Raw genomic sequence first — 19,997 nt, forward strand, 5'->3', positions numbered from 1 at the left:
GCGTACGGGACCGGTCAGGCGACCGGGGGCATCTCGGTCTCGCGCGAGTCCAGGCCCATGCGGAGGTTGACCCAGGACCCGCGGGTGAAGTCCGGGATCTCGACCGGCCGGCCGCCCGCGGCGAGCGAGGTCACGCTGAGCGGGACGGGCGAGCACCAGGCGGCGGAGTCGTAGACGTCGATGTCGGGCACGAGACCGGCCCGCATGAGCTGGACGGTGCGCCACTGGAGGACGTAGTCCATGCCGCCGTGACCGCCGTTGTTGGCGGCGTCGTCACCGATCTTCTTCCACAGCCAGTGGTCGAACTCCTTGCGGTAGGTGTCGAAGTCCCTCCAGGCGTGGCCGCCGTGGTCGGGCTCGACGTAGATCCGCCCGCCGGTCGTGGAGGTGCCCGCGTAGTCCTCGAAGATGCCGCGGCTGCCGGCCAGACTGTTGATCCGGCTGTAGGGCCGCGGCGAGCTGACGTCGTGCTCGGCCCGGATGATCCGGCCCTTGGCCGTGTCGATGAGACAGGTGACCAGGTCGCCGTTGACGTAGGTCTCCTTCCACGACGGGTGGGACTTCGGCACGAAGCGCTCGCGGTAGTCGGCGAGGCCCTTGGGCTCGGTGGCGGTGGCCCGCAGCACCGTCATCCGGTCGCCCCGGTTGATGTCCATCGCGGCGGCGACGGGCGCCAGTCCGTGCATGGGGTAGAAGGACGCGGTGCTGCGGGTGTGCCAGAGCCGGCGCCAGGCGTCCGTGTAGTAGGTGTCCGAGAACAGCAGGGCGCGCAGGTCGTGGAGGTAGCCGCCGTGGCCGTTGGTGACCTCGCCGAAGAGGCCCTCGTGCGCCATCTTGAGCATGGCGAGCTCGTTGCGGCCGTAGGAGCAGTTCTCCGCGAGCATCAGGTGGCGGCGGGTGCGCTCGGAGGTGTCGACGAGGTCCCACAGCTCGTCGAGGCCGGTGGCGATCGGCAGTTCGACGATGACGTGCTTCCCCGCCAGCAGCGCCGCCCTGCCCTGCCGGTAGTGGAACTCCCAGGGGGTGGCGACGTACACGAGGTCGATGTCGTCGCGCTTCAGCATCTGCTCGAAGGCCGTGTCCGAGCCGCCGTACTCGGCGGGGCGCGGCTTGCCCTGGGCGACCAGCCGGTCGGCGGTGCGCTTGGCACGGTCGGCCCGGATGTCGCAGACGGCGGTCACCGTGCAGCCGGGGACGGCGGCCCAGCCCTCCGTCATGCCGCCGCCCCGGTTGCCCAGACCGATGACACCCACCCGGACCGTGCGGTACGCGTCGAAGGCGACGCCGGCGATGGACCGCTGGCCGGGCCTGCGGCGCGGGGAGGCGCTCGGCAGGACGGCGGTGGGCGGGCCGGCCGCGTTCGCGGTGGAGGCCGCTCCGGCAGCGAGCGCACCCGTGGTGGCCAGCGCGCCCCCCAGCAGCAACCGGCGTGAGACAGCGGGGATTTCAGGCATGGAGGTATCGCTCCTCGGTCCGTGTTCGGCAGGTGGCGGGGACGACTCTGGCCGCGACGGAGAGCCGTGTCAATAGTTGCTCACTAAGGTGCCTTTACAAACAGAAACAAGCATTCACTGCTGTCTGTGCGACCCCCTCATGGTGTCTTTCGTCAACCCCGCGCGACGCAGTGCCACGCCGAGGTGACGGCCGGTCATCTTTGTCGATCAGAGGGAAAAGACGGCATACGAGGGAGTCACTTCACCCCGGGGACAACAGAGTTTGTACTCATCGATGACGAAGTCATGGACGTCCTCCGCAAAGTCCTCCTATGGTGTGCGTCGCGCTCGTCCGCTCTCCGGCGTGTTCCACCTCTTCGCGTACCGCCCGTCGACACCACCGTCACGTGCTCCCCGCGGGGAGCCTGGGAGGATGCATGAAGCCACGACCGCACCACCGGGTCCGCAGACGTCTGGGCTCCCTGATCGCCGTCTCGTTCCTCGCCGGCCTTCTCGCCTCGCCGCCCGCCGCGGCCGCCGGTCCCGCCGCCGAACTGCCGCCGCAGGAACCGGGCGTCACCCTGCGGGTGTTCGACATCGGTCTGCCCATGAGCCGGATCTGCGACCTCAAGCCCGGGCAGACGCCCAACGTCGACCGGCTGATGCCGGCGATCGACTGGAGCGCGGCCGAGGACTTCGGCGTCGCCGACCACTTCGTCTCCCAGGTCACCGCCAATCTGGCGGTGCCCCGGGACGGCGCGTACACCTTCCGGCTGACCAGCGACGACGGCTCGCGCCTGGTCGTCGGGGACCGGACCGTCGTCGACCACGACGGCCTCCACGGAGCCGAACCGAAGGAGGGCACCGCCGAGCTGACGGCCGGTCACCACGCCCTGCGCATCGACCACTTCGACCGCACGGGCGGCCAGCAGATCACCCTGGCCTGGAAGCCCCCGGGCGCGGCGGACTTCACCCCGGTGCCGAACTCCGCGCTGAGCACCGACGCCGGAGTCGTCCGGGTCACCGCGCCCGGACGCAAGCAGTGCGAGAGCGGCACCGACACCCCCGGGGACGGGCTGCCCCTGACCGGCGTCCACCCCGGCTACGAGCTGACCGACCTGCGCCCGGCGGGCTTCGAACCGCAGGTCACCGCGATGGACTGGCTCCCCGACGGACGGCTCGCCGTGACCACCTGGGGCGGCACGGACACCACCGACGGCGAGGTCTACCTGCTGGACGGCGTCACCGGGGACACCGGCCCCGACCGGGTGACCGCGAAGAAGGTGGCCGGCGGCCTCAAGGAGCCGCAGGGCATCAAGGCCGTCGACGGCATGCTCTACGTCTCCCAGAAGCACGAGCTCACCGAGCTGCGCGACACCGACGGCGACGACGTGACCGACACCCGCCGCACGGTCGCGACCTGGCCCTACGGCGGCAACTTCCACGAGTTCGCCTTCGGCCTGCTCTACCGCGACGGCTTCTTCTACCTCAATCTGTCGGTCGCCATCGACTACGGCGGCGCGACGACGAAGCCGCAGCCCGCCGCGGACCGCGGCACCACGATCAAGGTGAACCGGAAGACCGGCAAGGTCTCCTACGTCGCCGGCGGTCTGCGCACCCCCAACGGCATCGGCTGGGGCCCCGGGGGCGACATCTTCGTCACCGACAACCAGGGCGGCTGGCTGCCCGCGTCCAAGCTGGTCCGGATCAAGCAGGACCGCTTCTTCAACCACCGCACCGACCCGCCCGGCCCGTTCGACGACCGGCCCGTCACCGAGCCGGTGCTCTGGCTGCCCCAGAACGAGATAGCCAACTCGCCCAGCACCCCGCTGCACCTGACGAGCGGCCCGTACGCCGGGCAGCTCCTCTTCGGCGACGTGACCTACGGCGGACTGCAGCGCGCCTTCCTGGAGAAGGTCGGCGGCAAGGACCAGGGCGCCGTCTTCCGGCACACCCAGGGCCTGGAGGCCGGCGTCAACCGGATCAGCCGCGGCCCGGACGGCGCGATCTACACCGGCGGCATCGGCGCGGGCGGCAACTGGGGCCAGGAGGGCAAGCTCACCCACGGGCTCCAGAAGCTGACGCCCAACGGGAAGAAGCCCTTCGACATCCTGGCGATGCGCGCCAGGGCCGGCGGCTTCGAGCTGGAGTACACCCAGCCGCTCTCCCGGGAGACCGCCGACAAGCTGGCGCAGAGCTACCGGGTCGACCAGTGGCGGTACGTCCCCACGCCCTCCTACGGCGGGCCGAAGGTCGACGAGGAGACCCTCGCCGTGCGCTCGGCCCGGCTGTCCGCCGACCGCAGGAAGGTCACCCTGGAGGTCGTCGGCCTGAAGCCCGGCCGGGTGGTCCATCTGCGTTCGCCGCGGCCCTTCTCCTCCGCGGCCGGCGAGGCACTGTGGAGCACCGAGGCCTGGTACACGCTGAACGCGCTGCCGGGCCCGCAGCCCGCGGTGACCCGGTACGAGGCCGAGGAGGCCGCCCTCTCCGGCGGCGCGGCCACCGACACCGAGCACGCGGGCCACTCCGGGAGCGGCTTCGTCGACGGCTACGGCACCACGGGGGCGGCCACCGCGTTCACCGTGAACGCCGCGGCGGCGGGCACGTACGACGTGGCGCTGCGGTACGCCAACGGGCCGAACCCGTTCACCGGGACCAAGACCGTCAGCGTGTACGTCAACGGGGAACGGATCCGGCAGTCCGGCCTGCTGTCCACGGGCGCGTGGAACCAGTGGACGACCAGGACGGAGTCGCTGGCCCTGCGCAAGGGGCCCAACACGATCACCTACCGGGTCGACGAGGGGGACACCGGCCACGTCAACCTGGACCTGATCACCGTCCATCCGAAGGGCGCCCGGGTGGTGCTCTTCGACGGCGCCGACCGCTCGGCCTGGCAGCACACGGACGGGCGCACCGCGTCCTGGCCGCTGACGGACGGCGGGATGGAGGTCTGCTGCGGCGATCTGCGGACCAAGCAGGAGTTCGGCGACTTCCGGCTGCACACGGAGTTCTGGCTGCCCGAACTCCCGCCGGACGTCACCGGGCAGGACCGCGCCAACAGCGGGGTGTACCTCCAGGACCGCTACGAGATCCAGATCCTCGACTCCTGGGGCGACACCACGCCCGCCGACAACGAGGCGGCCGCGATCTACCAGCAGAAGGCCGCCGATTCCAACGCCGCCCGCCCGCCGGGCACCTGGCAGACGTACGACATCACGTTCCGCGCGGCCCGCTTCGACGGGAACGGCGCGAAGACGGAGGACGCGCGGGTCACCGTCGTCTGGAACGGCGTGAAGGTCCACGACGACGTCGCCCTCACCGGCCCGACCGGCGCGGGCGACCCCGAGGGGCCCACGGCCGGTTCGATCCGGCTCCAGGACCACGGCAACAAGGTCCGCTACCGGAACATATGGATCGAGCCGCTGGGCTAGTGCCGTAGCAGGCAACGTTTGCCCTGTTGTGATGTGACGCGCCGTCCTGGTGCTGTGCTGGGCGGCGCGTGGCCGTCACTCTGTCCGAGTGGCAGAGCGAGTACGGGTACGCGAGATCGACGATGACGAGGGCAGACGGCTGCTGAGGATCATCCGCAGGGGCACGGGGTCGGTGGTGACCTGGCGGAGGGCCCAGATGGTGCTGCTGTCCGCGCAGGGCATGCCGGTGGCGAAGATCGCCGAGGTGTCGTTCACCAGCGATGACCGGGTCCGGGACGTGATCCACAACTTCAACACTGACGGCTTCGACTCGCTGTATCCGAAGTACAAGGGCGGCCGGCCGAAGACCTTCACTCTGCCCGAGCGGCGCGAGATCAAGAAGATCGCCAAGTCCAAGCCGACCGAGCACGACCTGCCGTTCTCGACCTGGAGCCTGACCAAGCTGGCGGACTTCCTGGTCGCCGAGGGGGTGGTCGACGACATCAGCCACGAGGGACTGCGCATCCTGCTCCGCGAGGAAGGCGTCTCCTTTCAACGCCTGAAGACCTGGAAGACCTCCCGCGATCCGAACTACGCGGCCAAGAAGGCCCGGGTCGAGCACCTCTACGCGATCGCCGACGGCGAGGTCATACCCGAGGACCGCGAGCCCGAAGTCGTCTTCTGCATGGACGAGTTCGGCCCCCTCAACCTGATGCCACACCCTGGACGGCAGTGGGCCGAACGCGGTGGCAAGCACAAGGACCCGGACCGCGAACCCCGCCGACGGCGCCGGGCGACCTACAACCGCTACGGCGGAGTGCGACACCTGTTCGCCGCCCTGGACCTGGCCAAGGACAAGCTCTACGGCCACATCAAGCCCATCAAACGGCGCACCCAGTTCCTGGAGTTCTGCCGCTACCTGCGCACGCTTTACCCGCCTACGGTGCGGATCGCGATCGTCTGCGACAACTTCTCCCCGCACCTGACCACGAAAAGATGCCAACGGGTCGGCACCTGGGCGGCGGCGAACAACGTCGAGATGGCCTACACGCCGACGAACTCCTCCTGGCTGAACCGGATCGAAGCCCAGTTCACGGCCCTGCGCTACTTCACCCTCGACGGCACCGATCATGCCGACCACAAGGAGCAGGGCAGCATGATCCGCCGCTACATCATCTGGCGAAACCGCCACGCCGACGACCGGCGCCTACACGCCGTCGTCAACAAGGCAAACGTTGCCTGATCCGGCACTAGGTGTATTGACCCGCAGTGTCGTTCGCATCGCCGGACACGCGCGCGGGAGCGCGCGGACGGCACACCGGCCGGTCCGGGGGACTCCCCCGGACCGGCCGGCGCCGTTGCACGGGGCTTCCCGGGTGCAACAAGTTTCCGCTGCACGGGCATTGACCCCGGGCCCGGGACGATCTTAGGTTCTTCGCGTCGCCCTTCGTATGTCATATATGAGACGTGATATGAGAGCCGATCGCCGCAGGCCGCCCAACGCCCCTCCGGTGCACCCCCAGAGAAACGAGCCGACCATGATCAAGCCCCGCAACAGCCGTCTCCTCACCGCGATCACCCTGGTCTCCGCCCTGGCACTCACCGCCACCGCCTGCGGCGACGACGGCAGCGGCACGGCCGGTGCGCAGGGCGCCGAGGGGTCGGGAACAGGGAAGATCGTGTTCTGGGACGAGAACGGCGGCGTCCGCACGGCGATCTGGAAGGAGATCATCGCCGACTTCGAGAAGGCGAACCCGGACATCGACGTGGAGTACGTGGGCATCGCCTCGACCGAGGCCCAGGCCAAGTACAACACCGCGATCCAGGGCGGCGGTCTGCCGGACGTCGGCGGCGTGGGCGCCGCGATGCTCGCCGGCATCACCGCGCAGGAGGCGCTGGACCCGCTGGACGACCGCATCGCCGGCAGCTCCCTCAAGGGCATGCTCAACGAGGCGATGACCGAGAACGTGCGCAACGCCGCCGGCCGGGACGAGCTCTACACCGTGCCGATCTCCGCCACCAACGGCGTCCTGTACTACCGCACCGACCAGTTCGAGAAGGCCGGGCTGGACGAGCCGGACACCTGGGACGAGTTCTACGCCGCCGCCGAGAAGCTGACGGACAAGCCGAAGAACCAGTTCGGCTACACGATCCGCGGCGGCCCGGGTTCCATCGCGCAGGCGCTGGACGCGATGTACGGGCAGTCCGGCATCGAGTCCTTCTGGGACGCGTCGGGGAAGAAGACCACGGTCAACGACCCGAAGAACGTCGCGGCGCTGGAGAAGTACGCCGGTCTGTACCGGAAGGTCACCCCGGAGGCCGACCTGAACAACGACTTCACCAAGATGGTCGCCCAGTTCGACGCGGGCGGCATCGCCATGCTCAACCACAACCTGGGCTCGTACCAGGACCACGTGAACGCGCTCGGCACCGACAAGTTCCGCGGCATCCCGCAGCCGAAGCTCGCCGACGGCAGGAGGGTGATGGTCTCCAACCCGGTGTCCGGCCTCGGCCTGATGAAGTCGTCCGGGAACAAGGCGGCGGCCTGGAAGTTCATCGAGTTCGCCGCCTCCCACGCGTCGAACTCGAAGTTCGGCGAGTCCGCCGGGCTGATCCCGGCCAACAAGGAAGCCGCCGAGGACCCCTGGCTCGACAAGGCGGAGACCACCAAGCTCGGCGCCGAGGCGCTGTTCTCCGGCGACACGAAGATAGTCCAGCTCCCCTACTACCTGCCGGACTGGAACACCCTCTCCAAGGCCGACAGCGAGGCCGGCTTCCAGAAGGTGCTGCTCGGCAAGGGCACGGCGAAGGAGTTCCTGGACACCCTCGCGGCGGCCCTCGACGAGGCCCAGGCGGAGTGGCTGGACCAGCGGGGCTGACCCCCGGCGGCGGGACCGGGCGGCTCGCCCGCCCGGTCCCCTCGCGCACCGGTCAGCCGGCCCGGCGGCCCTGGGTCACCTCGGCGATCCGGGCCGTCAGCGTGTCCACGTCCTGGAACGTCAGCCCGGCGAGCGCCACGTGCTTCCAGCGCACCGCGCCCTCCCCGTCCACGACGAAGACGGAGCGCCGCAGCCCGAGGCCGGGCAGCGAGATCCCGTAGGCCTTGGCCACCGCGCGGTCGGTGTCCGCGAGCAGCGGGAAGCGCAGGTCGTACTGCTCGGCGAAGCCCTCGTGGCTGTCCAGGTCCTGGGGGCTGACCGCCCAGACCGTGGCGCCGAGGTCCTTGAAGCGCTCCAGCTCGGAGGTGTAGGAGCAGAGCTGCTTGGTGCACACAGGCGTGTTGTCGCCCGGGTAGAACACGAGCACCAGCGGTCCCCCGCCGTGCTCGCCGAGCGTGTAACTGCCCCGCTGGGGGCCGGAGTCGGTGCGTACGGTGCCCGGCAGGGTGAAACCGGGGGCGGCGGAGTCGACAGCGGGTGTCCTCGACATGGTCGGGGCCTCTCTCGGGACGGCGGACGGTGCACGCAGGATGTCACTGCGCGGAGCCGGCCGGACCGGCGGGCTCCGCGTCGGACGCCAGGATGGAGATCTCCAGCTTGCGCAGCAGGCGCGCGAGCTGGCGCCGCTCGGACGGCGACAGCCCGGCGAGCATCCGGCTCTCGTTGTCCAGATGCTCGCCGAACACGGTGTCCACGGTCGTCAGGCCCTTGTCGGTGAGCCGCGAGTAGACGACCCTGCGGTCGTCGGCGTCCCGCTCCCGGACGATGAGGCCGTCCTTCTCCAGCCGGTCGATCCGCAGGGTGACACCCGCCGAGGACACCAGCCCGGTGTCGGCGAGCTGACCCGCCGTCAGCCGGTAGGGCTCCCCCGCCCGCCGCAGGGCGGTCAGCACGTCGAAGCCCGCGACGGAGAGTCCGTGGCGCTCGATCGACGCGGTGAGTCTGGTGCTGTAGCGGAGGAAGGAACGGTGCAGCCGGGCGAGGACCTCCAGCGGACTCGTGTCCAGCTCCGGCCGCTCGCGCGCCCAGTCCTCGATCACCTGCGTGACGGCGTCCCGGTCCGCCGGCCTCGATCCAGCCATGGTCTTCCCCTCGTACGCACCGGCCGGGCGCCCCCTCCGGCTTCTCACGGCGCTGAGAATCTTACCGCTGAGGCGACGAGGGGGCCGGGGGCGGGCGGAAGCCGCCCCTCCCGGGGTAGGGAGGGGCGGCCGGGGTGCTCCCCGGGACCGGGCGGGGTGCTCCCCGGGACCGGGCGGGGCGTTCCCCGGGACCGGGGCGGGCGGGGGCGCTTTGCCGGCGGCCGGGGCGGTCGCGGTGTCCGACAGCAGGTCCTCCAGCCGCCCGGCGAACTGCCGCACGATGCGGTCGCCGACCTCGGTCATGATGCCCCGGCCGAACTGCGCGGGGCGCCCGGTGATGTCCAGGTCGGTGCGCACCCGCACCACGGTGCCGGCGGGCCCGGGGGTGAGGGTGGCGGTGACCGTCGCCGACGCGGTGCCCGCGCCGCGGGTCTCGCTGCCGCTGAGGTCGAGGAGCACCGAGCGGGCGGACTCGTCACGGGTGACGGTCCCCTCCCCCCGGTAGCTCATCTGCACGGCGCCGACCTTGACCTTGACGCGGCCGGTGAAGGCGTCGCCCTCCAGGGTGTCCAGCACGGCGCCGGGCATGCAGGGGGCGACCCGGGCAAGGTCGTGGAACAGCTTCCAGGCGTCGTCGGGCGAGGCGGGGACGGTGAAGGAGTGGTCGAGCTGCACGGGGGTGTCCAATCGTGGGAGTGCGGGCGGCGGTCCCGGGACCGCCGGCGGCGGCCGGGGCCCCGGGGGGCCTGGGCCCCGGGGACGGGGCCCAGGTGCCGGGGCCCCGGGCCGGGCGTCAGGCGGGTGCGGTGGCCGTGCGGATCAGGTCGCGTATCCGGCTCGGTGAGAGGGGGCCGCGGCGCACGACCACGCCGAACGGGCGCAGCGCGTCCTCGACGGCGCCGGCCAGCACGGCCTGCGGGGCGATGGCGCCGCCCTCGCCGAGCCCCTTGACCCCGAGGTCGTTCATGGGGCTCGGGGTGACGATCTCGTCCAGGTCGAGGTCCGGGATCTCCGACGAGGTGGGCACCAGGTAGTCCATGTAGGTGCCGGTGCGGGGCTGGCCGTCGGGCCCGTACACCATCTCCTCGTAGAGGGCGCCGCCGATGCCCTGGGCGACGCCGCCGGTGATCTGGCCCTCCGCGATGAGCGGGTTGACGATGACGCCCGCGTCGTGGACGACGACGTAGTGGAGGATCGTGACCTCGCCGGTGTGCTCGTCGACCTCCACGACGGCCGCGTGCGCGCCGCCGGCGACGGCGAAGCCCGGCGGGCGGAAGTGGACGGTCTCGCTGAGCTCGGTGCCGTGGCGGCCGTCGGTGGGCTCGGGGGTGCCGGGCAGCGGGGCGCGGCCGGCCAGTTCGGCGAGGGTGATCGAGGGGCCGTCCGGATCCTTCGCCGCCACCACGCCGTCGGCCAGCACGAGTTCCCCGGCCGGTGTCTCCAGCCTGCGGGCCGCCGCGTCGACGATCTTCTCGTGGAGCAGCCGGCCCGCGCGGTGGGTGGCGTTGCCCGCGTTCACCAGGGCCCGGCTGGCGATGGTGCCCACGCCGAACGGGGTGGCGTCGGTGTCGCCGCCGACCACGTCGATCACGTCCGGGGGGACGCCGATGGCGTCGGCGGCGATCTGGGCCATGGAGGTGCGGTGGCCCTGCCCCTGGGAGGGCGCGCCGATGGCGAGGCGCACCCGGCCGCTGGGCAGGACGTCCACACGGGCGGTCTCGAAGGGGCCGAGCCCGGTCGCCTCGATGTACATCGCGAACCCGATGCCGACGTGCCGGCCCTCACGGGCGCCTTCCCGCTGCCGGGCGCGGACGTCCTCGACGCCGGAACGGGCGACGGCCCGGCGCAGCAGTTCGGGGTAGTCGCCGGAGTCGTAGGACTGCGGCCTGCCCGAGCGGTCGACCAGGCCGGTCTCGTACGGCATCTCCTCGGGCCGCACCAGGTTGCGTGCCCGCAGTTCCTCCGGGGCGATCCCCAGGCGGGCGGCGAGCCGGTCCATGGCGCGTTCCATCGCGAACACGGTCTCGGGGCGGCCGGCGCCCCGGTACGGCGTGGCGAAGGCGGTGTTGGTGAGGGTGCCGGTGACGTCGATGTCCACGTTCGGGATCCGGTAGGGCCCGAGCAGATGGCAGAGCGAGTTGTACGGGACGACCAGGCCGGTCATGTTGTACGCGCCGAAGTTGACGGTGATCCGGTCGCGGACGGCGAGGAGCCGGCCGTCGGCGTCCGCGGCGAGCTCGATCTCGTGGACCTGCTCGCGGGCGTGCGAGGAGGCGGTGAGGTTCTCGTTGCGGTCCTCCCGCCACACGACGGGGCGGCCGATGCGGCGGGCGGCGTGCGGGACGAGGAGTTCCTCGACGTAGAGGATGCCCTTCTGCCCGAAGCCGCCGCCGACGTCGGCGGCGATCACCCGCACGTCCGCGGCGTCGAGACCGAGGGTGTGGGCGACGGCGTCCCGCAGCCGGTGGGGTGTCTGGGTGCCGGACCAGATCGTCAGCCGCCCGCTGTAGGGGTCGACCTGGGCGGAGATCGCGCGGGTCTCGATGGGCGAGGCGACGTAGCGGTGGGCCTCGAAGCGTTCGGCGACCACCGCGTGGGCGCCCGCGAACGCCGCGTCGGGGTCGCCGACGCGGGTGGCCACGGCGACGGCGGTGTTGTCGGGCAGGTCCTGGTGGAGCAGGGGGGCGCCGGGGGCGAGCGCCGCCTCGGGGTCGACGAGCACGGGCAGGGGCGCGTAGCGGACGTCGACGAGTTCGAGGGCGTCCTCGGCCAGGTAGCGGTTCTCGGCGAACACGACGGCGACGGGCTGGCCGACGTAGAGCACCCGGTCGCGGGCGAGCAACGACATGGGCGTCATCCGGACGACCGGGTCGAGGAGTGCGGCGAGGCCCGGCGGGGTGCGCAGCTCCTCCTTGTTGAGCATGGCGGGCAGGCCGGTCACGTCGTCGCCGGTCCACACCGCGACGACGCCGGGCGCGGCGAGCGCCGCGCTCACGTCGACGGACTCCACGCGGGCGTGGGCGTGGGGGCTGCGCAGGAAGGCGGCCTCGACGGCGCCGGGCAGGGCGATGTCGTCGACGTAGCGGCCCCGGCCGCGCAGCAGCCGGTCGTCCTCGACGCGCGGGACGCCGCGGCCGATCCAGCCGCCGCCCTCGTGTCCGTGGGGGTGTGCGTGGGCGGGGGCCTGGTCCGGGGCGGGGGCCTTCTGCGGGGCGGGGGCCTTCTGCGGGGTGCGGGCGGAGGCGGACCGCTTCGACGGCTTCGGCGGGGTGGACCGGGCGGCCGGGCTGGACGGGGTCGACTCGTTCGACAGGTCGGTCGGGTCGGCCGCGTTCGACGGGTTGGTCATCAGGGTCACTCCCCGAAGCGCTCGTCGAGTGCCCGGCAGACGGCACGGCGGATGTTGCGGTAGCCGGTGCACCGGCAGAGGTGGCCGCTGAGGGCGTCGGCGACCTGCTCCTCGTCCGGCCGCGCGGGCTGTTCGGTGAGGGCGGTCGCCGTCATCACGAACCCCGGTGTGCAGAAACCGCACTGCATGCCGTGGCACTCGTGGAAGGCGCGCTGCACGGGGGTGAGCGGGGCGTCGTCCGGGGCCAGGCCCTCGACGGTGCGCAGGTCGGCGCCCTCGCACTGGACGGCCAGGGTGAGGCAGGTGCGCGCAGGTTCGCCGTCGAGCAGGACGGTGCACGCGCCGCAGACCCCGTGTTCGCAGCCGGTGTGGGTGCCGGTGAGGCCGAGCCGGTCGCGCAGGAAGTCGCTGAGCAGCAGCCTCGACTCGACCTCGGCGGCCACCGGCCGGCCGTTGACCGTGAGGCGTATCGCGTGCCAGGCGGACGGCTCGGCGAGCGGCGGGGTGCGCACGGTCGCCGGGGCAGGCCCGGACGGTGCGGCGGGGACGGTAGCGGTCATCGGGTGCGCTCCCATGCGGTGGTGCAGGCGCGGACGAGGAGGTGGGCGGCGCTCTCGCGCCGGTGTTCGGCGGTGGAGTGGACGTCGTCGGCGGGGGCGAGTGCGCCGAGGGCGGCGCGGGCGGCCTCCGCACGGGCCGCGGGGCCGGCGTCGGTGCCGGTCAGCGCGGCCTCGGCGGCGGTGAGGCGTACGGGCGTGGGGCCGGCGCCGCAGCAGACGACGCGGGCCCGGCGCACGGTGTCCGACGCCGGGTCGCGTTCGAGGAGGACGGCGACGCCGACGGTGGCGAAGTCGCCGTGCCGGCGGGTCAGTTCCTCGAAGGCCCGGCCGTGGTGGGCCGCGAGGGGCGGGAACACCACCTCGGTGAGGAGTTCGTCGGGCTCGACGGCGGTCGCGAAGGTGGCGACGAAGAAGTCGGCGGCCTCGACGGTGCGGGTGCCGCGCGGGCCGGCGACCACGAAGCGGGCGTCGAGCGCGAGGGCGGCGGTGGGCAGTTCGGCGGCCGGGTCGTGGTGCGCGAGACTGCCGCAGACCGTGCCCCGGCCGCGGATCTGCGGATGGCCGATGAGACCGATGGCGTCGGCCAGCAGGGGCCAGCCGTCCCGGACCGCGGGGTCGGCGGCGGCGCGGGACTGCCGCACGGCGGCGCCGATCCGCAGACAGCCGTCGGAGTCGACGACGACACGGCCGAGTTCGGGGATGCGGGTGATGTCGACGAGCACCTCGGGCCGGGCGAGGCGCATGTTCAGCATGGGGATCAGGGACTGCCCGCCGGCCAGGACCTTGGCGTCGCGGCTGTCGTCGGCGAGCAGGGCGAGCGCGTCGCCGACGGTGCGGGGGGCTGTGTAGTCGAACGGTGTGGGTTTCAACCTGCTGCCACCGGACCTCTCGGGGTCGTGGTCGCGCCGGGGCGATCGACACGGACGAAGCTATCTAACACCTGAAATGATTTACACTAAAGTTTATTCTTGGCAAGAGGCGGCGGCGGATTGCCCGATTTCTCTCGCGTCCCCGAGCGCCTCGGTCTCCGTCACCGCGGCCGCCGCCGGCGCCGCCGCGCGCCCGATCCACCTACCGGGGTGAGCCTCATGCGACATGTCATCGAGCAGGCGGCCGCCTGGCAGCGGGCCGGGGTCCGCTTCGCCATGGCCACCGTCGTCCGCACCTGGGGCTCGGCCCCGCACGGGGCGGGCGCCACCATGCTGGTCGCCGCGGACGGCCGGGTCGCCGGGAGCGTCTCCGGCGGCTGTGTCGAGGCCGCGGTCTGCGCCGCGGCGGAGGAGGTGCTCGCCGGGGAACCCGCCCGCGTCGAGCGCTGGGGCGTCGGCGACGAGGACGCCTTCGCGGTGGGGCTGACCTGCGGCGGGACCATCGAGGTCCTGATCCGCGAGGCGCCGCCAGAGGCGGTGCTCGACCGGGTCGCGCGGGAGGCGGCGGCCGGGGTGCCGGTCGCACTGGTGACCCCGCTCGACGGCGGCGGCTGCCTCGCCGCGGGCGGCGACGGCGTCACCGGCTCCCTCGGCGACGCGGCGTCCGACCGCGCGGCCGGCCTGGCCGCGGAGGGGATGCTGGGACGCGGGGCGAGCGGGGTGGTGACCGCGGGGGCGGACCAGGAGACGGCGGACGCCGCAGGCGAGGCGGGGGCGGACGCCACGGCGGACGCCGGCGGGTGCGCGCCCGCGCGGGAGCTGCTGGTGCAGTCCTTCGCGCCGCGCCCGCGGCTGCTGATCTTCGGGGCGGCCGAGTTCGCCCGGCCGCTCACCGCGATCGGCGCGGCCCTCGGCCACCGGGTGACCGTCTGCGACGCCCGCCCCGCCTTCGCCGTCCCCGCGCGCTTTCCCGGCGCGGACGAGGTGGTGACCGACCGGCCGGACCGCTGGTTCACGGCGCACGCCGGCCCGGTCGGACCGGCGACGGCGGTGTGCGTGCTGACCCACGACGCCCGGTTCGACGTGCCCGTCCTGGCTCTCGCCCTGCGCTCCGGGGCCGGCTACGTGGGCGCCATGGGCAGTCGGCGCACCCACACGGACCGGCTGGAGCGCCTGCGCGCGGCGGGCGCCACCGAGGCCGAACTCGCCCGGCTGCGCTCGCCGATCGGGCTCGATCTCGGCGGGCGGGGAGCGGAGGAGACCGCTCTGTCGATCATGGCGGAGATCGTCGCGGTCCGGCGCGGCGGGAGCGGCGCTCCGCTCACGGAGCGCGAGGGACCTGTGCACGGGTCGTGACCGTTTTTGAACGACTGTTTTTATGAACACTCGTTTAATCTGAGCCATGTGGACGCGAAGAGCAAGAGCCAGGACGCCCCCCGCACCCCGTCCGGCGTGACCGGGGAGGAATCCGCCGAGCGGCCCCCGGGCCGCCGGCGCGCCGGATCGCACGACCCCGAGGGCAACCGCAGAGCGGTCCTGGACGCGGCGCGCCGGCTGTTCGGCGCCCACGGGTACCGGGGCGCCGGGGTCCGCGCCATCGCGGCGGAGGCCGGGGTGACGCCGGGGCTGGTGATGGCGTACTTCGGGACGAAGGACGCGCTCTTCCGGGAGGTCGTGGGGAGCGGGACGGGGGTCACCGAGGACGTGCTGGCGGCCGCCACCCACGACACGGCCGACGTGCCGGCGGCACTCGCCGCGGCCTATCTCAACCGGTGGGACCGGCTCCCGGCCGACGACCCGTGGCCCGCCCTCATCCGCTCGGCCATCGGCCACGCGCCCAGCGCGGAGATGCTGCGCACCATCCTCGACACACAGGTGGGCGCCCCCCTCGCCCGCCTCCTCGGCGACGGCCCCGGAGCGGAGGTGCGCACCGCGCTGGTCCGCAGCGTGCTCTTCGGCGTGATCATGGAGCGCTACCTCTTCGCCCACGAACCGGCCTCGTCCGTCCCCACCTCCACCCTGACCCCGGCCCTGACCCAGGTCCTGACGGCCGCGTTCACCGCGGACGCGGAGGGATGCGGCGCGGCTGGGGCGGCCGCGGATGGTGCGGGCGGGGCGCCGGGACCGGGCGGGCGCGCCGGTGCTGCCGGCACCGCCACTCCCCCGGATCCCACCGGCTCCCACCCGGCCGCGCCGGGGTCGGCACCGCTCACCCCGCCGAACGCCGGAGCGCAGCCCGCCGCGGATGACGCGGCCGGGACCGCGGGCCCGGGCGCCGCCGGGGCGGGCGAGGCCGGGGCCGCACCGGCACGGGGCAGCGCCGGCGACGCGGACGGCGCCGTGCGTCCCGGGGCTCACCGGGAATCCGCCGCCGAGGGCGGCACCCCCGGTGGGGCGGCGGTGTTCGGTGGGCTGGCGGCGTGCGCGCAGCGGCATCAGGCCGTGGTCGGAAAGGCGGTGCGGGGGTACGGGATCAGTCTGCCCGCGTACGAGGTGCTGGCGGCGCTGCGGGAGGCGGGTGAGCCGTACCGGCGGACCACCGGGGAGGTCGCGGCCCGGCAGGGGGTCGGGGCGGGCGGGCTGACGCAGCACGCCGACCGGCTGGAGGCGGCGGGGCTGATCCGGCGGGAGCGGGACGCCGGCGACCGCCGGATCGTGCATCTGTGCCTCACGCCGGAGGGCGGGGAGCTGGCCGACCGGGTGCGCGCGGTGCGGGACGCCCAGGAGGAGGAGCTGCTCGCCCCGCTCGGCCCCGAGGACCGGCGGCGGCTCGCGGCGCTGCTCGGCGCGCTCGGCACGCCGGACGCCGCCGGCACACCCGGCACGTAGAGCGCGAACGCGGCACACCGGACGGGCCCGCACGTCCCGCACACCCCGCACGACGGACGCGATCGGCACCCGCGGCGCGAGAGACCGCACCCGCACCCGCACCCGCACCCGCAGCGCCACCGACGGCACCCGCAGCACGACCGACCCGGCCCGCCCACCCACACGCCACCGACGCCCCGCAACCCGAACACGCCCCGCACACGGGACGCGGACGCGGACGCACCCCGCACGCGGACGGGGCCGGTGCCGTGGAGCGGTGGATCCGCTCCGCGGCGCCGGCCCCGGCACCCGCCCAGGGGGGCGTCAGCTGTTGAGTTCCTCCAGGGTCTTGCCCTTGGTCTCGATCGCGAACCAGGCGATCACCGCGCCCACCGCCGCGACGACGGCGAGCTGGGCGAAGACCAGCGAGAGGCTGCCGCCCGCGCCGATGATCGCGCCGACCGTGACCGGTCCGAGGATGACTCCGGCGCGGTTCCAGAGGCCGCCGAAGGAGGCGCCGGTGGCGCGGATGCGGGTCGGGTACATCTCGGGCGAGTAGAGGTACAGGCCCGCGTTGATGGCGAACAGGAAGAAGGTCGTGCAGGAGGCGAACACCGCGACCTGGGTGCCCGAGGTGGCGCCGAGCACGGAGAGCACGCCGAGGGAGAGCATCGCGCCGGTGAGGGCGGCGATCAGCGCGGGGCGCCTGCCGATGCGGTCGATGACCATGGCGGCGATGAAGGTGCCCACCAGGCCCGTCACATTGCTGAGCAGGGTGAAGACGAGCGCGGTGGTCAGATCGAGGCCGAACTCCTTGGTGTAGAGGGAGGGCAGCCAGGTGGAGATGCCGTGGTTCACGTAGTAGGCGACGAACCACAGACCGGAGATCACCGCCGTGCGCCGCAGGTAGCGCCCCTGGAACAGCTCCCGGATCCGGCCGGTGCCGGCGGCCTTCTCCTCGGCGGCGGGATCGGCGGGGGCGGGGGCCGGCAGCGGCTCGGCGGTGGACTGCTCGACCTGGGCCTCGATGCGGGCGATGACCGCCTCGGCCTCCTCGACCCGTCCGCGGGCGAGCAGCCAGCGCGGGGACTCCTCGACGTGGCGGGGCAGCGCGGCGGCGATCAGGACGGGCAGGGTGCCGATGACGAACATGGCGCGCCAGCCGAGGTTGGGGACGACCCAGACGGCGACCAGGGTGGCGGTGGCCAGACCTGCGGGGAAGATCATCTCGTACAGCAGCACGAAGCGCCCGCGCTTGTCGGAGCGCGCGATCTCGTTGATGTACGTGGCGGCGACGGGCACCACTCCGCCGATGCCGAGGCCCTGGACGAAGCGGAAGAGCGCGAACGTCTCGATGGAGCCGGAGAAGGCGACGGCGAGGCTGGACAGGCCGGTGATGCCCACGCCCAGCGCGACCGTCCGCACCCGGCCGATCCGGTCGCCCAGCCAGCCCGCGGCGAGGGCGCCGATGAGCATGCCGATGGAGGCGGCGGTGACGGCGAAGGTGGCCTGTCCGGTGGACAGGTTCCACTCGTCCATCAGGACGGGCAGGGCGGAGGCGGCCAGGAGCTGGTCGAACGCCTCGAAGAAGGTGACGGCGCCGATCAGGAAGCGGACCTTGACGTGCCAGCGCGAGTGCGGCAGTCGTTCGAGTCTCGCGGCTATCGAGCCGAGGGCTGGCTTGCCGGCCACAGTCGTCATGGAGGGGTCCTTCCGCGAACAAGGGAGTTGCGGCGACAGTAGGGTCAAGTACCTAAGCGGTCAATGGTTAAGAGCTTAGGAATCTTTCGGCCATCCGCTCGTGACACATCCTTCACATGAGGGATGCGGCGCTCAAGACCTCCTCCACAACGATTCCACCTCGGGGGCCTTGCGCCGAGAAACTTAAGCCCTTAGATTTCTAGCACTTCGAGAACGGAGAGCGGCACCACGGCCGCGGCCCTCGGCCCGGCCCGTGCGCCCATCCGTCCCCGAAGTCCCCGGACCTCCCGCCGAGTTGTCCGTCGTCCCCCGTCCGCCGCGTCCCCCAGGAGCCGCAGTGCACCACCACCCCACCGACATCCTGATCGCGGGCCAGTGGCGGCGCGGTGCCGGCGAGCCGGTCGACACGGTCGACCCGGCGACCGGCGCCGTCCTCGCCACCGTGCACTCCGCCTCCGCCGACGAGGTCGGCGAGGCCGCCGAGGCGGCGGCGGCCGCTGCGGCGGACCCCCGCTGGCGCGACCTGCTCCCGCACCAGCGGGCCCGGGTGCTGCACCGCATCGGCGACCTCGTCGAGGCCGCGGCCGACGAGCTCGCCGCGGTGCAGACCGCCGACACCGGCAAGACCCTCGCCGAGACCCGGGCGCTCGCGCTCAGCGCGGCCGGCACCTTCCGGTACATGGCGGCGGTCCTGGAGACCGCCGAGGACAGCCTCACCCCCTCCCGGGGGGCCTATGTGACGATGAGCGTCCACGAGCCGGTGGGCGTGGTCGGCGCCGTCAACCCGTGGAACTCCCCCGTCGCCAGCGACGCCCAGAAGATCGCGCCGGCGCTCGCCGCGGGGAACGCCGTACTCCTCAAGCCGGCCGCCTGGACGCCGCTCGTCTCGCTGCGCCTCGGGCGGCTGATCACCCGGGCGCTGGAGGAGCACCACCTGCCCACCGCCCTGCTCTCGGTGCTGCCGGGCAGCGGCCGGATCGTCGGCGACGCCCTCGTGCGCCACCCGCTGGTCGCCCGGATCGGCTTCACCGGCGGCACGTCCACCGGGCGCGGCATCGCCGCCGTCGCCGCGCAGAAGCTGGTGCCCGCCTCCCTGGAGCTGGGCGGCAAGTCGCCGACGATCGTGCGCGCCGACGCCGATGTCGAGCAGGCCCTGGCCGGCGTGATGTTCGGGATCTTCTCGTCCAGCGGGCAGTCCTGCATCGCCGGCTCCCGGCTGTTCGTCGCCCGCGAGCTGTACGACTCCTTCCTCGGGAAGCTGGTCGAACGCGTCCGGGCGCTGCGGGTCGGCCCCGGCACGGACCCCGCCACCCAGGTCGGCCCGCTGGTGCACCACCGCCACCGCGACGCGGTCGCCGCCTGGGTCGACCTCGCCCGCTCCGAGGGCGCCAGGGTGCTGTGCGGCGGGGCGGCCCCCGACGGCGAGCGGTACCGCGACGGCGCGTACTACCTGCCGACCGTCCTGGACGGCCTGCCCAACACCTCCCGGACCTGCCGGGAGGAGATCTTCGGCCCCGTCCTGGTGGCCCTGCCCTACGACGACGAGGACGACCTGGTCCGCCAGGCCAACGACTCCGTCTACGGCCTGGCCTGCGGCATCTGGACGCGCGACGCACGCGCCGCCTGGCGGCTCGCCCGCCGGATCGAGGCCGGCACCGTCTGGATCAACACCTACAAGCAGTTCAGCGCCTCCACCCCGTTCAGCGGCTGGAAGGACAGCGGCCTCGGCATGGAGAAGGGCCGCGACGCGATCCGCTCCTACCAGCGGCAGAAGTCCCTCTACTGGGGCACCTCCGACGCCCCTCTGCCCTGGGCCGGCTGATCCGGCGCACCGCCGCCGGCCGAC

At 73.1% G+C, this 19,997-nt stretch carries 13 protein-coding genes and 1 pseudogene; 6 read left to right on the forward strand and 8 right to left on the reverse strand.

Going from position 1 to position 19,997, the window contains the following annotated elements; all coding sequences use genetic code 11:
• Positions 1–14: 14 nt before the first annotated feature.
• Positions 15–1,454 carry a Gfo/Idh/MocA family protein gene (locus tag JE024_RS03445; protein ID WP_205372141.1) on the reverse strand — a complete coding sequence of 480 codons (1,440 nt, stop codon included), beginning with the start codon at positions 1,452–1,454 and terminating at the stop codon, positions 15–17.
• Between the two features lie 416 nt (positions 1,455–1,870).
• On the opposite strand from JE024_RS03445, the gene JE024_RS03450 reads away from it, so the two are divergent.
• The 3 genes from JE024_RS03450 (at position 1,871) to JE024_RS03460 (ending at position 7,722) form a co-directional block, all read left to right on the forward strand.
• Positions 1,871–4,864 (forward strand): 3-keto-alpha-glucoside-1,2-lyase-like domain-containing protein, encoded by a 2,994-nt coding sequence (locus JE024_RS03450; RefSeq protein ID WP_205372142.1) that lies wholly within the window; start codon positions 1,871–1,873, stop codon positions 4,862–4,864.
• An 88-nt stretch (positions 4,865–4,952) separates the two neighbouring features.
• Positions 4,953–6,086 carry an IS630 family transposase gene (locus tag JE024_RS03455; protein ID WP_205371596.1) on the forward strand — a complete coding sequence of 378 codons (1,134 nt, stop codon included), beginning with the start codon at positions 4,953–4,955 and terminating at the stop codon, positions 6,084–6,086.
• Between the two features lie 295 nt (positions 6,087–6,381).
• Entirely contained in the window at positions 6,382–7,722 is a 1,341-nt protein-coding gene (locus JE024_RS03460; RefSeq protein WP_205372143.1) for an ABC transporter substrate-binding protein, read from the forward strand.
• Positions 7,723–7,774: 52 nt separating this feature from the next.
• Here the strand turns inward: JE024_RS03460 and JE024_RS03465 are convergent, their stop codons facing one another.
• The 6 genes and pseudogenes from JE024_RS03465 to JE024_RS03490 all read right to left on the reverse strand — a co-directional run bounded on the left by JE024_RS03465 (position 7,775) and on the right by JE024_RS03490 (position 13,642).
• The gene (locus tag JE024_RS03465) at positions 7,775–8,272 is read right to left on the reverse strand and encodes a peroxiredoxin (protein WP_205372144.1); all 498 of its coding nucleotides are present in this window, start codon (positions 8,270–8,272) and stop codon (positions 7,775–7,777) included.
• A gap of 43 nt (positions 8,273–8,315) precedes the next feature.
• Positions 8,316–8,864: a MarR family winged helix-turn-helix transcriptional regulator gene (locus tag JE024_RS03470; RefSeq protein ID WP_205376354.1), complete on the reverse strand. Its 549-nt coding sequence runs from the start codon at positions 8,862–8,864 to the stop codon at positions 8,316–8,318.
• A 258-nt stretch (positions 8,865–9,122) separates the two neighbouring features.
• A pseudogene (locus JE024_RS03475) lies at positions 9,123–9,539 on the reverse strand (SRPBCC family protein); the annotation flags it as partial.
• Between the two features lie 118 nt (positions 9,540–9,657).
• Positions 9,658–12,213 (reverse strand): xanthine dehydrogenase family protein molybdopterin-binding subunit, encoded by a 2,556-nt coding sequence (locus JE024_RS03480; RefSeq protein ID WP_205372145.1) that lies wholly within the window; start codon positions 12,211–12,213, stop codon positions 9,658–9,660.
• A 5-nt stretch (positions 12,214–12,218) separates the two neighbouring features.
• Complete coding sequence (locus tag JE024_RS03485; RefSeq protein ID WP_205372146.1) at positions 12,219–12,773, reverse strand: (2Fe-2S)-binding protein; 555 nt, start codon at positions 12,771–12,773, stop codon at positions 12,219–12,221.
• Positions 12,770–13,642: an FAD binding domain-containing protein gene (locus JE024_RS03490; RefSeq protein WP_205372147.1), complete on the reverse strand. Its 873-nt coding sequence runs from the start codon at positions 13,640–13,642 to the stop codon at positions 12,770–12,772. The genes JE024_RS03485 and JE024_RS03490 overlap by 4 nt, the downstream gene beginning before the upstream one ends.
• A 219-nt stretch (positions 13,643–13,861) precedes the next feature.
• Here JE024_RS03490 and JE024_RS03495 point away from each other — a divergent pair, with 219 nt between their 5' ends.
• Positions 13,862–14,998: an XdhC family protein gene (locus tag JE024_RS03495; RefSeq protein ID WP_205372148.1), complete on the forward strand. Its 1,137-nt coding sequence runs from the start codon at positions 13,862–13,864 to the stop codon at positions 14,996–14,998.
• A gap of 48 nt (positions 14,999–15,046) precedes the next feature.
• On the forward strand, positions 15,047–16,471 hold the full coding sequence (locus JE024_RS03500; RefSeq protein WP_205372149.1) for a TetR/AcrR family transcriptional regulator: 1,425 nt from the start codon (positions 15,047–15,049) through the stop codon (positions 16,469–16,471).
• Positions 16,472–16,774: 303 nt separating this feature from the next.
• On the opposite strand, the gene JE024_RS03505 is transcribed toward JE024_RS03500, so the two are convergent.
• On the reverse strand, positions 16,775–18,151 hold the full coding sequence (locus tag JE024_RS03505; protein WP_205372150.1) for an MFS transporter: 1,377 nt from the start codon (positions 18,149–18,151) through the stop codon (positions 16,775–16,777).
• A gap of 337 nt (positions 18,152–18,488) precedes the next feature.
• Here JE024_RS03505 and JE024_RS03510 point away from each other — a divergent pair, with 337 nt between their 5' ends.
• Positions 18,489–19,973, forward strand: a complete 1,485-nt coding sequence (locus JE024_RS03510) for an aldehyde dehydrogenase family protein (protein WP_205372151.1) — start codon at positions 18,489–18,491, stop codon at positions 19,971–19,973.
• Positions 19,974–19,997 lie beyond the last annotated feature (24 nt).

Origin of the sequence: Streptomyces zhihengii, assembly GCF_016919245.1 — a bacterium.
In the GTDB taxonomy this organism is placed as follows: Bacteria; Actinomycetota; Actinomycetes; order Streptomycetales; family Streptomycetaceae; genus Streptomyces; species Streptomyces zhihengii.